Annotated in this window: 9 protein-coding genes; 4 read left to right on the plus strand and 5 right to left on the minus strand. The window is 47.4% G+C overall.

Annotation, left to right across the window (positions count from 1 at the left end; all coding sequences use genetic code 11):
• Positions 1 to 73 precede the first annotated feature (73 nt).
• Both purL and B5D42_RS12230 read right to left on the minus strand, forming a co-directional pair.
• A complete protein-coding gene (purL, locus tag B5D42_RS12225; RefSeq protein WP_078831805.1) occupies positions 74 to 2,287 on the minus strand; it encodes a phosphoribosylformylglycinamidine synthase subunit PurL in 2,214 nt (737 codons plus the stop codon).
• Positions 2,288 to 2,412: 125 nt separating this feature from the next.
• A complete protein-coding gene (locus tag B5D42_RS12230) occupies positions 2,413 to 3,141 on the minus strand; it encodes a head GIN domain-containing protein (protein ID WP_078831806.1) in 729 nt (242 codons plus the stop codon).
• A gap of 272 nt (positions 3,142 to 3,413) precedes the next feature.
• On the opposite strand from B5D42_RS12230, the gene B5D42_RS12235 reads away from it, so the two are divergent.
• Positions 3,414 to 5,609, plus strand: coding sequence for a glutamine synthetase III family protein (locus B5D42_RS12235; RefSeq protein ID WP_078831807.1), 2,196 nt, complete (start codon positions 3,414 to 3,416; stop codon positions 5,607 to 5,609).
• A 227-nt stretch (positions 5,610 to 5,836) separates the two neighbouring features.
• On the plus strand, positions 5,837 to 6,220 hold the full coding sequence (locus B5D42_RS12240; RefSeq protein ID WP_078831808.1) for a hypothetical protein: 384 nt from the start codon (positions 5,837 to 5,839) through the stop codon (positions 6,218 to 6,220).
• 73 nt (positions 6,221 to 6,293) lie between these two features.
• Here B5D42_RS12240 and accC read toward each other — a convergent pair whose 3' ends face one another.
• From accC to efp, 3 genes are all read right to left on the minus strand, one after another.
• The gene (gene accC, locus B5D42_RS12245; RefSeq protein WP_078831809.1) at positions 6,294 to 7,631 is read right to left on the minus strand and encodes an acetyl-CoA carboxylase biotin carboxylase subunit; all 1,338 of its coding nucleotides are present in this window, start codon (positions 7,629 to 7,631) and stop codon (positions 6,294 to 6,296) included.
• Between the two features lie 110 nt (positions 7,632 to 7,741).
• Entirely contained in the window at positions 7,742 to 8,230 is a 489-nt protein-coding gene (gene accB / locus B5D42_RS12250) for an acetyl-CoA carboxylase biotin carboxyl carrier protein (protein WP_078831810.1), read from the minus strand.
• Positions 8,231 to 8,433: 203 nt separating this feature from the next.
• A complete protein-coding gene (gene efp / locus B5D42_RS12255) occupies positions 8,434 to 8,997 on the minus strand; it encodes an elongation factor P (protein WP_078831939.1) in 564 nt (187 codons plus the stop codon).
• 224 nt (positions 8,998 to 9,221) lie between these two features.
• Here efp and sucD point away from each other — a divergent pair, with 224 nt between their 5' ends.
• Entirely contained in the window at positions 9,222 to 10,094 is an 873-nt protein-coding gene (gene sucD / locus B5D42_RS12260) for a succinate--CoA ligase subunit alpha (protein ID WP_078831811.1), read from the plus strand.
• Positions 10,095 to 10,267: 173 nt separating this feature from the next.
• On the plus strand, positions 10,268 to 16,516 hold the full coding sequence (locus tag B5D42_RS12265; protein WP_078831812.1) for an alpha-2-macroglobulin family protein: 6,249 nt from the start codon (positions 10,268 to 10,270) through the stop codon (positions 16,514 to 16,516).
• The last annotated feature ends 28 nt before the right edge of the window (positions 16,517 to 16,544 follow it).

Genomic DNA, 16,544 nt, shown 5'->3' on the forward strand with positions numbered 1-16,544 from the left:
AGGTTTATGCGGATTGCAGCAGCTAAGGCAGGTAAACCCGCCTTAGCTGCTGCAATAATGTACCCTGACTTAGTTATACCGACTGCAATATTTTTTCGATTGCGGTATCGTATTTCTCTTTCCATTCTTTTACAGTACCCCAGTTTTCACCGTTTACACGGATATCACCGGTTGTAACTGTTCCGAGTTTTGTATAAGAGATACCTGCTGTGTTCAATGCAGATTCAAGTGATGCAAGGTTTGCTTCGGTTGTGCTCACCACAACGCGGCTCTGTGCTTCCCCGAACCAGAATGCATCTTTGCGGATTCCGGCCTCGTCTATGGTAATGTCGAATCCGAGTCCGCGGTTGAAGCTGCTTTCGAGCAGTGCAACGGCAAGGCCACCTTCGCTGATATCATGTGCACTTACCACCTGCCTGTTTTTGATCACGCCCGCCACAAATTGCTGCAGGTTAAATTCTTCATCCAGATTGAAATGCGGAGCAGGTGAATGCGTTACTTTTTTAAGCTTGTGGAGATATTCTGAAGAAGCGATGTCGTTCTGTTGTTTTCCGATCAGCAGGATCACATCACCGGCTGATTTGAAATCCAGGGTCATACGGTCTTCGAAATTATCCAGCACACCTACCATACCGATCGTTGGAGTTGGATACACCGGCCCGTCGGGGTTCTGGTTATAGAAACTTACGTTACCACCGGTTACAGGCGTATTGAATTTGCGGCAAGCATCGCCCATACCGGTCACGGCTTTTACGAACTGGTAGTATACTTCAGGATCGTAAGGGTTACCGAAGTTGAGGCAGTTGGTTACGCCGATCGGCTCACCGCCGCTGCAGACAATATTACGGGCCGCTTCAGCAACAGCGATCATTCCTCCTGTATAAGGATCTGCAAAAACATATTTACTGTTACAATCCACTGTTACAGCCAGCGCTTTGCCGGTGCCTTTTGCCAGCACGATCGCGGCATCGCTGGGAGCATTGGTAGAAGTATTGGCAGCACCTACCATACTGTCGTACTGTGTGTACACCCATCTTTTAGACGCAATATTCGGTAACTGAACCAGTGCTTCAGCAGTGGCTTTAATATCTGTAACGTCTGCTACAGTATCTGCATTGAATGCTTTGATCTGTTCAAAATAGGCGGGTTCTTTGTATTCACGCGTGTATTGCGGGGCACCGCCGCCGAGTACCAGCTCATGTGCGGGGATCTCTGCTTCCAGTTCTCCGTGCATGTAGAAACGCAGCATGCCGTCGCCGGTCACTTCGCCGATATTGGAAGCAGCCAGGTCCCATTTCTCAAACACTTTCAGCACCGCATCTTCCTTTCCTTTTTCCACAACGATCAGCATACGTTCCTGGCTTTCGCTCAGCAGGAGTTCCCATGCTTTCATGTTCTGCTGACGCGTTGGTACTTTTTCCAGGTCGATGCGCATACCTACACCACCCTTGGCACTCATTTCCGCTGTAGAGCAGATAATGCCCGCGGCGCCCATATCCTGCATACCCACTACGGCGTTGGTGCCGATCACTTCAAGACAGGCTTCAAGCAGTTTTTTCTCCTGGAAAGGATCTCCCACCTGAACGGCCGGTAATTCTTCGGCACTTTCGGCTGTAATATCCGCAGATGCGAAGGAAGCACCGCCGATACCGTCTTTCCCGGTTGCACTGCCCACAAAGAATACCGGGTTACCGATACCTGCGGCAGTAGCGCTGATCATATCTTTCGCTTTCATGATACCAACGCTCATGGCATTCACCAGCGGGTTGGTATGATAGCAATCTTCAAAATAAACTTCGCCGCCTACGGTTGGTACGCCGAAGCAGTTACCGTAATGGCCGATACCATGTACTACACCGCCCAGCAGGCGTTGTGTTTTTTTATCGTTGAGGTTACCGAAGCGCAGGCTGTTCAGAGAAGCGATCGGCCGTGCGCCCATGGTGAAAATATCGCGCTGGATACCACCCACACCTGTTGCCGCTCCCTGGAACGGTTCGATGGCGCTGGGGTGGTTATGACTTTCTATCTTGAAAACTACGCCGAAACCGTTACCCATATCCATCAGACCGGCATTTTCCTCACCGGCGGCTACCAGCATACGTCCGCCATCGCGCGGAAGTGTTTTCAGCCATTTGATGGAGTTCTTGTAACTGCAGTGCTCGCTCCACATGCCACTGAATGCACATAATTCCGTGAAATTGGGCGTTCTGCCAAGTTTTTGCTTTATCAACTCAAATTCCTCTTCGGTCAGGCGAAGCTGTTGGGCTGTTTTAACTGTAATTTCCATGATGGCGCAAAGGTAAGGAAGTGCCGTTTGCAGGCAAGAGAACTTTTACAGGAACTGTATAAAAAAACGCAAAAGGCCCGGTATTGCAGTACCGGGCCTTACTCGCGCCATATATTGAATCTAAATCAATCTCTCTTTTTTACACGTCCGCTGCCGGATGTACGTGTGGACACCTGTTTGGCATTACCGCGGTAATACACATTGCCGCTGCCGCTGATAGATGCGCTGATACTCACTGCAGCATAAGCTTTCATGTTGCCGCTGCCGCTGATTCCGGCTTCCACATCGTCTGCAATCAGGTTATCGCAATCGATATTACCGCTGCCGGATACCCGCCCGGATAATTTCTGTGTTGTGCCTTCCAGTTTTATATTGCCGCTGCCCGATACACTCACATCAGTCTGGGCAAATTGTTTGAAATTGAGTCTGATGGACCCCGATCCGGAAACGCTGATCTTGGTTGAACCGCTGTTCTCGAATTTTCCTTCACCGATGATATCGCCGCTGCCCGACTGGCTTACACTTTTCAGGGTGGTGGCAGAAGCATAGATCACAATTTTCCTGCGCGACTGGATATTTTCCCTGTTTTTGGTACGGATAATGAGTTTGCCGTCCTCCACTTTGGTTTCGATATGCTCCAGCAGGTTTTCATCGCCTTCGATTTCAATGCTGCCGCTGTTCCCGTAGGCCAGCATTACATCCCAGGCACCGGAAGACGAAATAGCAGAAAAGCTGCCCACTTCTCTTTTTTCTTTTTTAATTACCCCATTGCCTTCCACTTTATTAAAAGGCCATTGTGCAACCGCAGCAAATGAGATCAAAACCAGGGTTACAAGCAGTAATTTTTGTTTCATACAGCACTCTATTTATTATTTAACGCAACGATTATTTCCAGGTTACAGGAATTGAAAAAAAATATCACATTATTTTTTAATTAATATAAGACACCGACCGATGGCCGGAATATGCATGACCAGGCACCCCTGCTTCTCCAAAAAACGAATTAAAATAAATTACATGTTTATTTTTTTAACATTTTATTCAATTTTTTGCACCCACTCATCAAACAATATTGATTTTTTGCTGCAATTGAACTTATTTTGGGGCGTCAAAAAAACTAAACTATATGTCTTTAAGATTTAATGCTATCAGCAGCATCTCTGGTTCCGAGAAAGAAGCGGTAGTGGTTCCTGCGAGTTCGAAGATCACCGGGATCTTCGGTTCTAACGTATTTACATTGAAAACTGCCCGCGAATTCCTGAGTGAAGAAGGCTACAAAAGCCTTATTACCAGCATCAAGGGTGGTAAAAAAATCGACAGGAACGTTGCCAACCAGATCGCGAACGGTATCCGCGCCTGGGCAGAAAGCAAGGGTGTTACCCACTATACACACTGGTTTCAGCCTCTGACCGGCACTACTGCTGAAAAGCATGATTCTTTCTTTACCATAAAAAGCGACGGTACTGCTATTGAAGAATTCGACGGCGCTGCGCTGATCCAGCAGGAACCTGATGCATCTTCTTTCCCCAGCGGTGGTCTGCGCGCTACTTTTGAAGCCCGCGGCTATACTGCATGGGATCCGTCTTCACCGGCATTCATCCTTGAGATCGGCCAGGGTAAAACACTTTGTATCCCTACCATCTTTGTTTCTTATACCGGCGAATCACTGGATTATAAAGCACCGTTGCTGAAAGCACTGGAAACGCTGAACAAATCTGCCGTTGAGGTTTGTAATTATTTCGACAAGAACGTTACCAAAGTAACTGCTACCCTCGGTTGGGAACAGGAATATTTCGTGATCGATGAGGCACTCGCCAATGCGCGTCCTGACCTGATCCAGTGCGGCCGTACCGTATATGGTGCTGCTCCAGCGAAAGGACAACAGCTGGAAGACCATTATTTCGGTTCTATTCCTGAGCGTGTATATGCTTTCATGCGCGATTACGAACAGGAAGCTTACAAACTCGGTATTCCTTTACGTACCCGCCACAATGAGGTAGCGCCTGCACAGTTTGAGTGTGCGCCTATTTTTGAAGAGGTGAATATCGCGGTTGACCACAATACCTTATTAATGGATATCATGAGCCGCGTGGCTAAACGTCACAGGCTGGTAGTTCTGCTGCACGAAAAACCATTTGCAGGCATCAACGGCAGCGGCAAGCACAATAACTGGAGCATGGCCACTGATACCGGCGTTAACCTGCTGGCCCCGGGCAAAACTCCGAAGACCAACCTCATGTTCCTTACCTTCTTTGTGAATACGATCAAGGCGGTTCATGACTATGCAGATATTATGCGCGCTGCGATCGCTTCAGCACCGAACGATCACCGTCTCGGCGCCAACGAAGCCCCTCCTGCCATTATCTCTGTTTTCGTAGGTCAGTACCTCGCTAAAGTACTTGCAGATATCGAAACAAGGGTAAATACCAAATTCGACGAGCAGGACGAAGCCATCCTGAAACTGGATCTGCACCGCAGCATTCCTGAACTGATGCTCGACAATACAGACAGGAACAGGACCTCTCCTTTTGCCTTCACTGGTAATAAATTCGAGTTCCGTGCAGTAGGGTCATCTGCAAACTGTGCTATTTCCATGACCGTTATGAACACGATCATGGCCGATACCCTGAAGAAATTCAAGGCTGAGGTAGACGGACTGATCGAAAAAGGAGATAAGAAAGAGATCGCGATCATGCATGTGATCCAGAAGTACATCGTTGAAAGCAAATCTGTATTGTTCGAAGGCGACGGTTACAGCGATGAGTGGCATCATGAAGCAGAGCGCCGCGGTCTGCCAAACCTGAAAACCACTCCTATCGCCCTGGATGCCATGATCACCGATAAAGCTAAAAAGCTGTTCGAATCAAATGGTGTTTATACCCACGTTGAACTGGAAGCAAGGCACGAGATCGAACTGGAGAAATACATTAAAAAAGTACAGATCGAAGCACGCATCATGGGCGATCTCGCAATCAACCATATCCTGCCGGCTGCTATCAAATACCAGAACGAACTGCTGACCAATATCAACGGCCTGAAAGCCGCAGGTTTACCGGAAACTGCTTACAAAAGCCAGCTGGTGATGCTGACAGAAGTGAGCGAACATATCCAGGTGATCCATGACAAAGTACACGCCATGGTAGAAGCAAGAAAAATCGTCAACAATATGGAAGACACACGTACCAAAGCGATCGCTTACGAAAGCCAGGTAAAATCTGCCTTCTTCGACGATATCCGCTACCATGTTGACAAACTGGAGCAACTGGTTGACGACGAAACATGGACACTTCCCAAATACCGTGAGATGTTGTTTTTAAGATAAGTTTTTTTGACTTGAGCAATCATAGCCCCGTTCCTTTCCAGGAGTGGGGCTTTTTTTATGCCAATCCTTAACGGTCATTTAACAAGACCTGCCCAACCCACGATTTTCAGGCTTGCTGACTATGTGAATGCCGGAAAAATGCCGCTGTCCACCGAAAATAACACTTGCAGAATAGTCAAATAGCTTAATTTTCTCTTCTTAAATCTGTAAAACTAAACTTTACAAGTATGAAAAAAGTAATTGCATTATTTGCGATTGTTATCGGTTGTTCTGCTACAACTGTAATGGCGCAGGGCGGTGGCGGACAACAGGATCCTGCTGCACGTCTGGCTGCTCAGAAACAAAGGTACAAAGACATGGGTCTGAACGATGTTCAGGTTGACTCTGTTATTGCGATCAGCAACGACATGAGGCCTAAAATGATGGCCCTGAGAGATGCCAGCGAAGCTGACAGACCTGCAAAAATGAAAGAGATCACTGACGAGCGCAACAAGAGGCTTGAAAAAGCTTTGCCTGCTGACCTCGCTAAGAAAGTGATCGAAGCTATGTCTATGCAGCGTGGCCCAGGTGGCGGTGGTCGTCCGGGTGGCGGCGGTGGCGGAAAAAAATAATTTCCGGTTTTACTACCAATAAAAAAATCCTCATTCATCATGAGGATTTTTTTATGCTTATACTTTTCGTTTCTTATTGCATTTTGAATGTTTCCAGGAATTTGGTGGTAAAGTTACCTTTCCTGAAATCTTCATTCTGCATCAATTGCAGGTGGAATGGAATGGTGGTCTTGACACCTTCGATCACATACTCGCTCAGTGCGCGGTACATGGTATTGATGGCTTCTTCCCTTGTCTGCGCTACCGTGATCAGTTTTCCGATCATGGAATCGTAATACGGCGGGATCACATAACCTGCATATACATGGCTGTCTACACGTACACCATGACCGCCCGGGGTATGGAGCGTAGTGATCTTTCCGGGAGAAGGCCTGAAATCATTATACGGATCTTCCGCATTGATACGGCATTCGATGGCGTGCATCTGCGGCTCATAGTTACGGCCTGAGATCTTTTCGCCCATGGCGATCTTGATCTGTTCCTTGATAAGGTCGTAGCTTACCACTTCTTCCGTAACACAATGTTCTACCTGGATACGGGTATTCATTTCCATGAAGTAGAAGTTACGGTGTTTATCTACCAGGAACTCGATGGTTCCCACGCTTTCATAATTGATGGCCGATGCCGCTTTGATGGCAGCTTCACCCATACGGTGACGCAGTTCCGGCGTCATAAAAGGAGACGGCGACTCCTCCACCAGTTTCTGGTGACGGCGCTGAATGGAACAGTCCCTTTCGCTCAGGTGGCAAACGGTACCATACTGATCGCCCGCAACCTGTATTTCGATATGTCTTGGTTCTTCCACGAATTTCTCCATGTAGATACCATCGTTTTTGAATGAAGCTGCTGCTTCGATCTTTGCAGTGGTGTAGGCTTTTTCAATTTCAGATTCATCCCATACCACGCGCATACCTTTACCGCCACCGCCGGCAGTTGCTTTCATGATGATCGGGTAACCGATCTCACGCGCCAGGGATTTGGCATCTTCCACATCTTTCAGCAATCCTTCACCGCCTGGTACTACAGGAACGCCCGCTTTGATCATAGTATCCTTCGCGGTGATCTTGTCGCCCATTTTATTGATCATCTCAGGCGTTGGCCCGATGAATTTGATCCCGTGATCGGCACAGATCTGGGAGAATTTCGCATTCTCGGCCAGGAAGCCGTAACCAGGGTGTACGGCATCTGCATTGGTGATCTCTGCAGCGGCCATGATATGCGGGATATTCAGGTAAGAATCTGCGCTCTGCGCCTTACCGATACAAACTGCTTCATCTGCAAAACGAACGTGCAGGCTGTCGCGGTCTGCGGTAGAATAAACAGCCACCGTCTTGATCCCCATTTCGCGGCAGGTTCTGATGACCCGGAGCGCGATCTCTCCCCTGTTGGCAATTAATATTTTTTTGAACATTCGGTTCTTGATTTAATCTTGATCTAATTAAAAAAGCCCATAGGCAATAGCCTGATCGCTTATTTATACTAAGCAAAAGAGACTATGGGCTATGGACCAACCGGTAACCATTAGGGTTTTACCAGGAACAAAGGCTGATCGTATTCTACAGGACTGGCATCTTCTACCAGTACTTTTACGATTGTGCCGGATATTTCGCTTTCAATTTCGTTGAAGAGTTTCATCGCTTCGATGATACATACCACTTTTCCCGGAGCGATTTCGGTACCTACTTCGGCAAGTACCGGCTTATCAGGAGAAGGGCGGCGGTAGAAAGTACCGATCATCGGGCTTTTTACCGTAATGAGGTTATCTGCCTGGGCTGGTGCAGCCGGAGCGGCCGGCGTTGCCTGGGGAGTGGTTGCCGGAGCGGCCTGAGGTGCTGCGGCCGGGGCCTGTGGCATTGTTGTGTAAACCTGTGGAGCAGGAGCTGCTACGGTAACCGGAGCTTCTTCTTTCTGCTTGATGGTAACCTTACCATCCTTATCTTCTATACTGATCTCACCAATATTACTTTTATTGATGATTTTGATCAATTCGTGAATTTGCTTTAAGTCCATAATTGGCAATTTTTGGGTAAAATCAGTTAGATTTGGTCAAATCGGGGGGCAAAATAGCCTTTTTTTGATAAAAATCGTCGTTTTTCTCAAATTCGGGAAATCTCTTCCCCAACTCATTTTTTTCCCACCGGAACTGGTATTTTATTTGCTGAAAAAACATGGCAGCCGGAAGGGCTGCCATGAGGAACCGCCGGCCGGCGGAATTATTTTACACGTTCTACGTAATCACCTGTTTTGGTGTTCACGCGGATCATTTCGCCGTCTTCCACAAACAGGGGTACCATTACGGTAGCACCGGTTTCAACGGTTGCAGCTTTCAGGGCGCGTGTTGCGGTATCGCCTTTTACGCCCGGCTCACAGTATGTGATCTGTACAACGATCTTTTCGGGAAGCTCTGCACCGATCGGTTGGTCGGTTTCGGTATTGATGAATACGAATACTTCAGAACCATCTTTCAGGAACTGTGGCGCATCCATCATTTCTTCCGCGAGGGCGATCTGTTCGAATGTTTCGTTGTTCATGAGGTTATAACCTGTATCATCCTTGTACAGGAACTGGAAGGTTTTCTTCTCCACACGTACCGGGAAAATGGTTTCACCGCTGTTCCAGGTCTTTTCAATAGAACGTTTATTGTCCACTCCCTTCAGCTTCGCCCACACTTTGGCGGCGGCACGGGCGGTCTTGTTTTCGCCGAATTCCACCACGGAATACAGGCTGCCGTCTAACTTTAAGATCATACCACGGCTGATGTCTGATGTAGTTGCCATTTTTCTTTGTTTTTTATAGCTGCCCGTTGCGGGCAGGCGCAAAAGTAGGCATGACGGGCAGTAAATACTAAATTATTGACAGAAATTTCTTGTTTTAAGCCTGCAGACGGACGAACAGGAGATTATGTTTTTGCCTCCGGCCGAAAAAAACTTTCCGCTTTTCCCCCAAACTCCAAACTCTAACCTATTTTTGCGGCAAATTTCAAACTACAGAATCACATATCATGGCAGTATTAGTGAACAAACAATCGAAGATCATTGTTCAGGGCTTTACAGGAACTGAGGGTACCTTCCACGCTACCCAGATGATTGAATACGGTACCAATGTAGTAGGCGGTGTAACCCCGGGTAAAGGCGGCAGCTCTCACCTGGATAAACCTGTCTTTAATACTGTAGCTGATGCAGTAAAAAGCACCGGTGCTGATGTCAGCATCATCTTCGTGCCGCCTGCATTTGCAGCAGACGCCATCATGGAAGCCGCAGAAGCAGGCATTGCACTGGTTGTTTGTATCACAGAAGGCATCCCTGTACAGGATATGGTGAAAGTTAAAAACTACCTGCAGGGTACCAAAACACGCCTGATCGGGCCAAACTGCCCGGGTGTAATCACCGCAGGGGAAGCGAAAGTAGGTATCATGCCAGGCTTTATCTTCAAACCAGGCCGCATCGGTATCGTTTCAAAAAGCGGTACCCTTACTTACGAAGCAGCTGACCAGGTGGTTAAAGCCGGTCTGGGTATCAGCACAGCTATCGGTATCGGTGGTGATCCGATCATCGGAACCCCTACCAAAGAAGCGGTAGAATTACTGATGAACGATCCTGAAACAGACGGTATCATCATGATCGGTGAAATCGGCGGCAGCATGGAAGCAGAAGCAGCACGCTGGATCAAGGAAAACAAAACCAAACCAGTTGTAGGTTTCATTGCAGGCCAGACAGCTCCTCCCGGCCGCCGTATGGGTCACGCCGGTGCGATCATCGGTGGCGCAGACGATACTGCAGCCGCTAAAATGAAGATCATGGCAGAATGTGGTATCGATGTTGTAGCCAGCCCGGCTGATATCGGAAAGACCATGGCAGAAGCACTCAAAAAATAAACTTCAGCATCTCATATCAAGAGCCCGGTTAACCTGATTAACCGGGCTCTTTTTTTAAATACTGGCCTGGTTTTGGTATAAAAGGCATGAATCATGCAACGCAGGTTGTGTAATTCCGCTCAATCGGGCATCCTTAATCACAACAGTGTATTTTCACCCAAAAATCCTACAGCATGGCATGGAAGAAATTTTGTATCGTAGTCGGCTTATTTTGCTCTGTAACGGCATTGTCAGCACAACGGAGCGCAGATACGGCATTTCAAAAAGAATGGCTTGAGATCGACACCCTTATTGTAGCACGTAACCTGACCAAATCGGCTCTCACCAAAGTAGAAACGATCTACGGTAGAGCAAGGCAGCAAAACCTGTATCCGCAGGTGATCAAAGCCCTGATCTACCGTTACTCACTTCAAAACGAAGTGGAGGAAAACGCCAGCCTGAAAAAGTTCAGTTCCCTTGAAAAAGATATCAGCCAGGCAACCGATCCTGTTCAGAAAAGTGTACTGCACGCGCTGGCGGCCAAATATCTTAACCAGTATTTTAACAACCAGCGCTGGGTAATCTACAATCGTAAATCAACAGAAAATTATACCCACGCCGATCTGAGCACCTGGAGCGCCGCTGATTTTGAGAAAGCCATCGCCCGTCATTTCATTGCCAGTCTCGAACCCCATGCTGCATTGCTCCGGACAAACGTGCAGCATTATGCAGCCGTACTGATCAAAGGCAGCAATATCAGCGCCAGGCCTACCTTATACGATGTGATCGTTCATGAAGCTCTTTACTATTTTACCTCTGCCGCCGCTTTTTCCAGGAATGCACTTCCTGCTTTCCTGGTTACCGATCCCGCCCTGCTGGCCGATTACCGGCAATTTGCCACAACACGTTTTTCGGTTAAGGATACTACTCTTCCAGATTACAAAGCATTACTGCTCTATCAGCAACTCATCCTTGCCCACCTCGATGATGCAGACAAGACCGCTTTGTCTTATGCCGATATCGAGCGGATCCAATGGGCTTATGAACATGCAGGGTTCAATTATAAAGAAGACCGTTATGTGCAGGCTTTGAAAAACGCCGCGGCAACATACGGCAGTCACCCCGCTGCTGCCAATGCCTGGTATATGCTGGCTGTTTATGAAAACGATAAGGGTTACAGGTACACTCCGTTCGGAGACAGCACCAACCGCTATGCGCATGTAAGGGCAAGGCAGATCATTGAGAGAGCTGTTCCGCTTTTTGATAAAAAAACAGAAGGCGTCATCAATATGCAGAACCTGCTGCTGCAGATCAACAGAAAAGAATTAAGCACGGAAACAGAACAGGTCAATCTTCCCGGCCTACCCTTCCGTGCACTTGTATCTTACAGGAACATCAATACATTATATGGCCGCATTGTGAAAATAGACGACAATGATGCGATCAGGAATAAGTACTGGCTCGATGGTTACTGGAAAAAAATAACGGAGCTGCCGGTATATAAAACATTCACACAGCCGCTACCCGCCACAAATGATCACCAGCGGCACGCTACCGAGATCAGGATCGACGGGCTGCCATCCGGCAATTATACCATCATCGGCTCTTCAGATGCTGCATTCAGCGACACTGCAAGTAAACTCAGCATGCAATTCTTCTCCGTTTCGAATATCGCTTATATCCGCAACGGGAACGACTTTTTCGTCGCCGACAGGCAAACAGGCGCTCCGCTGGCCGATGTAACTGTTACGATCTCGAAAGGCATTTACAATAACAAAGCCCAGATGGTGGTGTTTCAACCTTACGCCACCCGAAAGACGGATAAAAACGGTTTTTTCAGATTTGCCGGTAAAGAGCGCGACGGCTCCTTCAGATACACTTTTGTAAAAGACAAGGAAAAACTCGATCTGCGCGAAAACGATTATATCGTGTATGAAAACGACACGGAAAATGAAACTGAAGAAAATATAAAACGGCTGGAAAAGAATAACAGCCGGGTTTACTTCTTTACAGACAGGTCCATTTACCGCCCGGGCCAGACCGTTCAGTTCAAAGGGATCGCAGTAACGCGGGATCGTGCGAATGGCCAGAGCAAACTGATCGAGACACATGATTCAGCATGGGTTTACCTGAAAGATGCCAACCGGAAAAAAATCGATTCGCTTCGCTATGCACTCAACAGTTATGGTTCTTTCAGCGGACGTTTCAGCATTCCGCAAAACCTGCTGACAGGACAGTTCAGTATCGAAGCCGGTGGGTTTAATCAATCAGCCACTTATTTTTCAGTAGAAGAATATAAACGCCCTACTTTCAATGTAGCATTCGACAAACCCAAAGGCAGTTACCGTTTAAATGATTCCATTACAGTAAACGGAACAGCAACCGCTTACGCAGGAAATAAGATAGGTAATGCCAAAGTAATTTATACTGTAACCAGGAATGCCCGTGCACTATATCCATGGTTACGTACAATGCCATTACCTGCCAGAGAGATCAGCCATGGCGAACTGGTTACGGATGCAGACGGCAAATTCTCCATCCCATTTGCAGCACTTGCAGATGATATTACCGACCGCAGCGGAGAACCGGTATTCAGTTTTACGGTTAAGGCAGACATCACCGATCCGGGTGGTGAAACCAGAAGCAGCAGCATCAGTATCCGCATCGGTTACACTTCACTTTTACTCGCTGTAAATACACCTGTGATGGCAGATGCGGACAGCCTGAAAAAATTATCCGTATCGGTTACCAACCTGGCAGGTGAAAAAGAACCTGCTATGGTGAACATTCGTTTCTATCAGCTTCAGGCCCCGGATAAAACATTACGGAAAAGATACTGGCAACGTCCGGATCAGTTCAGTATGACGCGTAGTGAATTCGAGCGTTACTTCCCCAATGATGAATATGAACATGAAACGGATTATACTACCTGGAAAGTTGCACGTAACGCCGGGGAGTATACAGTGAATACAAAAGATACAGAACAATTTAACGTTACAGGCCTCCAGCCCGGCACTTATAAAATTGAATCCATCACCAGGGATAAACATGGCGACACAGTGAAAGACATCCGTTATATGCAACTCTTCCAGGCTTCAACAGGGAAGTTTCCTGGTCCGGGTATTGACTTCAGCTACAACATTAAAGATGTAGTGCAGCCTGGCGAAAAAGCTGTATTTCTTGCCGGAAGTAATGTTAACAACCTCTATGTGATCAGGAAAACCACCAAACCTTCAGACAGTAAAGGAAGTTACAGTTACCAGGAAAGACAGAAGGGTGCTGAACAACTCGTTTACACACCCGCAGAAAATGATCGCGGTGGTGTGGTGATCGATGAGGCATATATCTACAATAATCGTTTGTATACGCATCAGTACTATGTAAATGTGCCATGGAGCAATAAAGACCTGAAAGTAACATATACCAGCTACCGCAATAAAACAGAACCGGGCAGCCGGGAAAAATGGACCGTATCTGTAAAAGGCAATAAGGATTCTGCTGTGAATGCAGAGTTGCTCACCAGCATGTATGATGCTTCGCTGGATCAGTTCAGGCAGAATAACTGGAGCGTGCCACTGCTCTGGAAAACCACAGCAGCATCGGGGCTTTTTTCAGGCAGCAATAATTTCAATTCCGTTAATTCCAATGAGAACTATATTGACCTGCATTTACTTGACTTGCCTGTAAATACCTATTATCAGCTGGCTACAGATATTGCACAACTGCTGATGGATAACGACAAATTGAAAAAATACAGTCGTTACTACGAGCTTGCACAGGCATACAGCATGGGCCGTTCGGATGGTGCGCTGAACGAAGTGGTAACTGTTGGCTACGGCGCTTCTAAAACTGCGAGCCGTGTTGTGCTGCGGGGTGCTGCAAGTGCATCTCCGGCAAACGCACCATTGATGGTCCTCAATGGAAAGGTAGCGGGCCTGGAAAGCGTGAATGCAGATGATGTGAAAGACGTAAGTGTTCTGAACGCAGAAAATGCAACGGCATTGTATGGAAGCGCAGGTGCAAATGGCGCGATCATCATCGCTACCAAACCAGGGTCATCAGAACCTGTAACCCCAAGAACAAACCTGAACGAAACAGCGTTTTTCCTGCCACATCTTTATACAGATTCATCAGGTAATTACAATTTCAGCTTCACCATACCTGAAGCGCTTACTGAATGGAAATGGATGAGCTTTGCACATACGAAAGATCTCGCCATGGGCACTGCCTCTGCTTCTGTAATCACACAGAAAACACTGATGGTACGTCCGGGTATGCCCCGATTCCTGCGCGAAGGAGACAATATCGAACTCACCACACGCATAGTAAATACAGGCGACAGCGAACTTACAGGACAGGTTACACTTGAACTGCTGGATGCGGCCACACTTAAACCTGTTGATGGCTGGTTCCAGAATATGTTCCCGGTACAGTATTTCACAGTGGGGGCAGGTAAAACAAGTGCGCTCAAGTTCCCGATACAGATTCCGTTCAGCTTCAACAAACCGCTGATCTGGCGTTTTGTGGCACGTGCAGGTAATTTCAGCGATGGCGAGGAGAATATCATTCCGGTGGTAACCAACCGTACACTGGTAACCGAAAGTCTGCCGCTGTATGTAAGCAAAGACACTACCAGAACGTTCCGCTTCGACAAACTGCTGAACAATTCAAGTGAAACACTCACACACGAAGCGCTTACTGTTGAATTTACCGGTAACCCCGTATGGTATGCCGTGCAGTCTTTGCCTTATCTCATCAATTATCCGTATGAGTGCGCAGAACAAACCTTTAATCGTTTTTATGCGAATACTCTCGCGGCTTATATCGTGAACAGCAACCCGGCTATCAGAACAGTATTTGAAGCCTGGAAGAAAGATACCGCATCACTGAAAAGTAATCTTGAGAAAAACCAGGAACTGAAGCAGTTGCTCCTACAGGAGACGCCCTGGGTAATGAACGCGGTTTCCGAGAACGAGCAGCGCAGGAATATCGCTCAGTTATTCGACATGGCCGCACTGAACAGCCAGTCGGATCTTTTCATCCGGAAACTGCAGGATCAGCAGCTTCCCGGTGGTGCATTCAGCTGGTTCAAAGGTGGCGGAGAAGACAGGTATATTACCAACTATATCCTCACCGGTATCGGCAAACTGAAAAGACTCGGCGCGCTTACCCCAGACCTGGCACTGCGCATGCAAAGCCTGATCGGAAATGCGGTGACTTATCTTGACGGGAGGATTGCAACCGATTATTTCAACAGAATGGCTGCATCGAAAATAGCCACGTCGCAGCAGACCATCAGCACAACAGAAATACAATACCTGTACATGCGCAGCTTCTTTGGTAATATCCAGCAGTCTGCTGCTTCAAAAACAGCATTCAGCTATTATTATGAACTGGGTAAAAAAACCTGGAATACACAGAACCTGTACAACAAAGCCATGCTCGGTATTGTTTACCTGAAGAACAATGAGAAAACGTTTGTAAACAATTATATTCTTCCCGCAGTGCTTGAGAATTCGGTTACGGATGCTGCGAAAAACAGTGTATACTGGAAGAACCGCCAGACCTGTTTCTGGTATGAATCGCCGGTAGAGCACCAGTCGATGATGATCGCTTTCCTGCAGGAAATGCAGCAGAACCAGCCGCAGAAAAATATTACTGATAAAATAACAGCGGCAAGAACCTGGTTACTGCTAAACAAACAGACCAATAACTGGAGAACCACCGTTGCCACTGCCGATGCATGTTATGCGCTGCTCAGCGGCAACGAAAGCTGGCTGAACAACAGCAGAAAGGTGAGCATTACACTGGGCAATTATACCATCAGCAGCCAGGATAAACCTGCAGAAGCAGGAAGCGGTTATTTCAAAGAAAGAATCGATAGTAAAAATGTGACACCACAGATGGGCAATGTTACGGTAACAGTCAGCTCAGCCGGAAACAAAAACAGCCAGCCTGCCTGGGGCAGTGTTTACTGGCAGTATTTCGAAAACCTGGATAAGGTCACCACTGCCGGCGGGCCATTATCCATCACAAAAAAGCTTTTCCTCGAAAAGAACACAGACAAAGGAAAAGTACTGACAGCCCTTGAAGAAAACGCAGAAGTAAAAGTGGGCGACAAGATCGTTGTCCGCATGGAGATCCGCAGCGACCGCGATATGGATTACGTGCATCTGAAAGACATGCGTGCAGCAGCCATGGAGCCTGTTAACGTGCTCAGCGGCTATAAATGGCAGGACGGGCTCGGTTACTACGAAAGCACCAAAGATGCAAGCAGTAATTTCTTCATCAGCAACCTGCGAAAAGGAACCTATGTGTTTGAATACCCGGTATTCATCACGCACTCAGGAGTTTTCTCTGCAGGCATTGCCAATATCCAGTGCATGTACGCACCGGAATTCACAGCCCATTCAAACGGTATTACCCTTAGGGTAGCTAATTAAAACAGATACCACCAGTGAAAAGCCCTGC

The sequence above is a fragment of the Sediminibacterium ginsengisoli genome, from assembly GCF_900167075.1.
Lineage (GTDB): Bacteria > Bacteroidota > Bacteroidia > Chitinophagales > Chitinophagaceae > Sediminibacterium > Sediminibacterium ginsengisoli.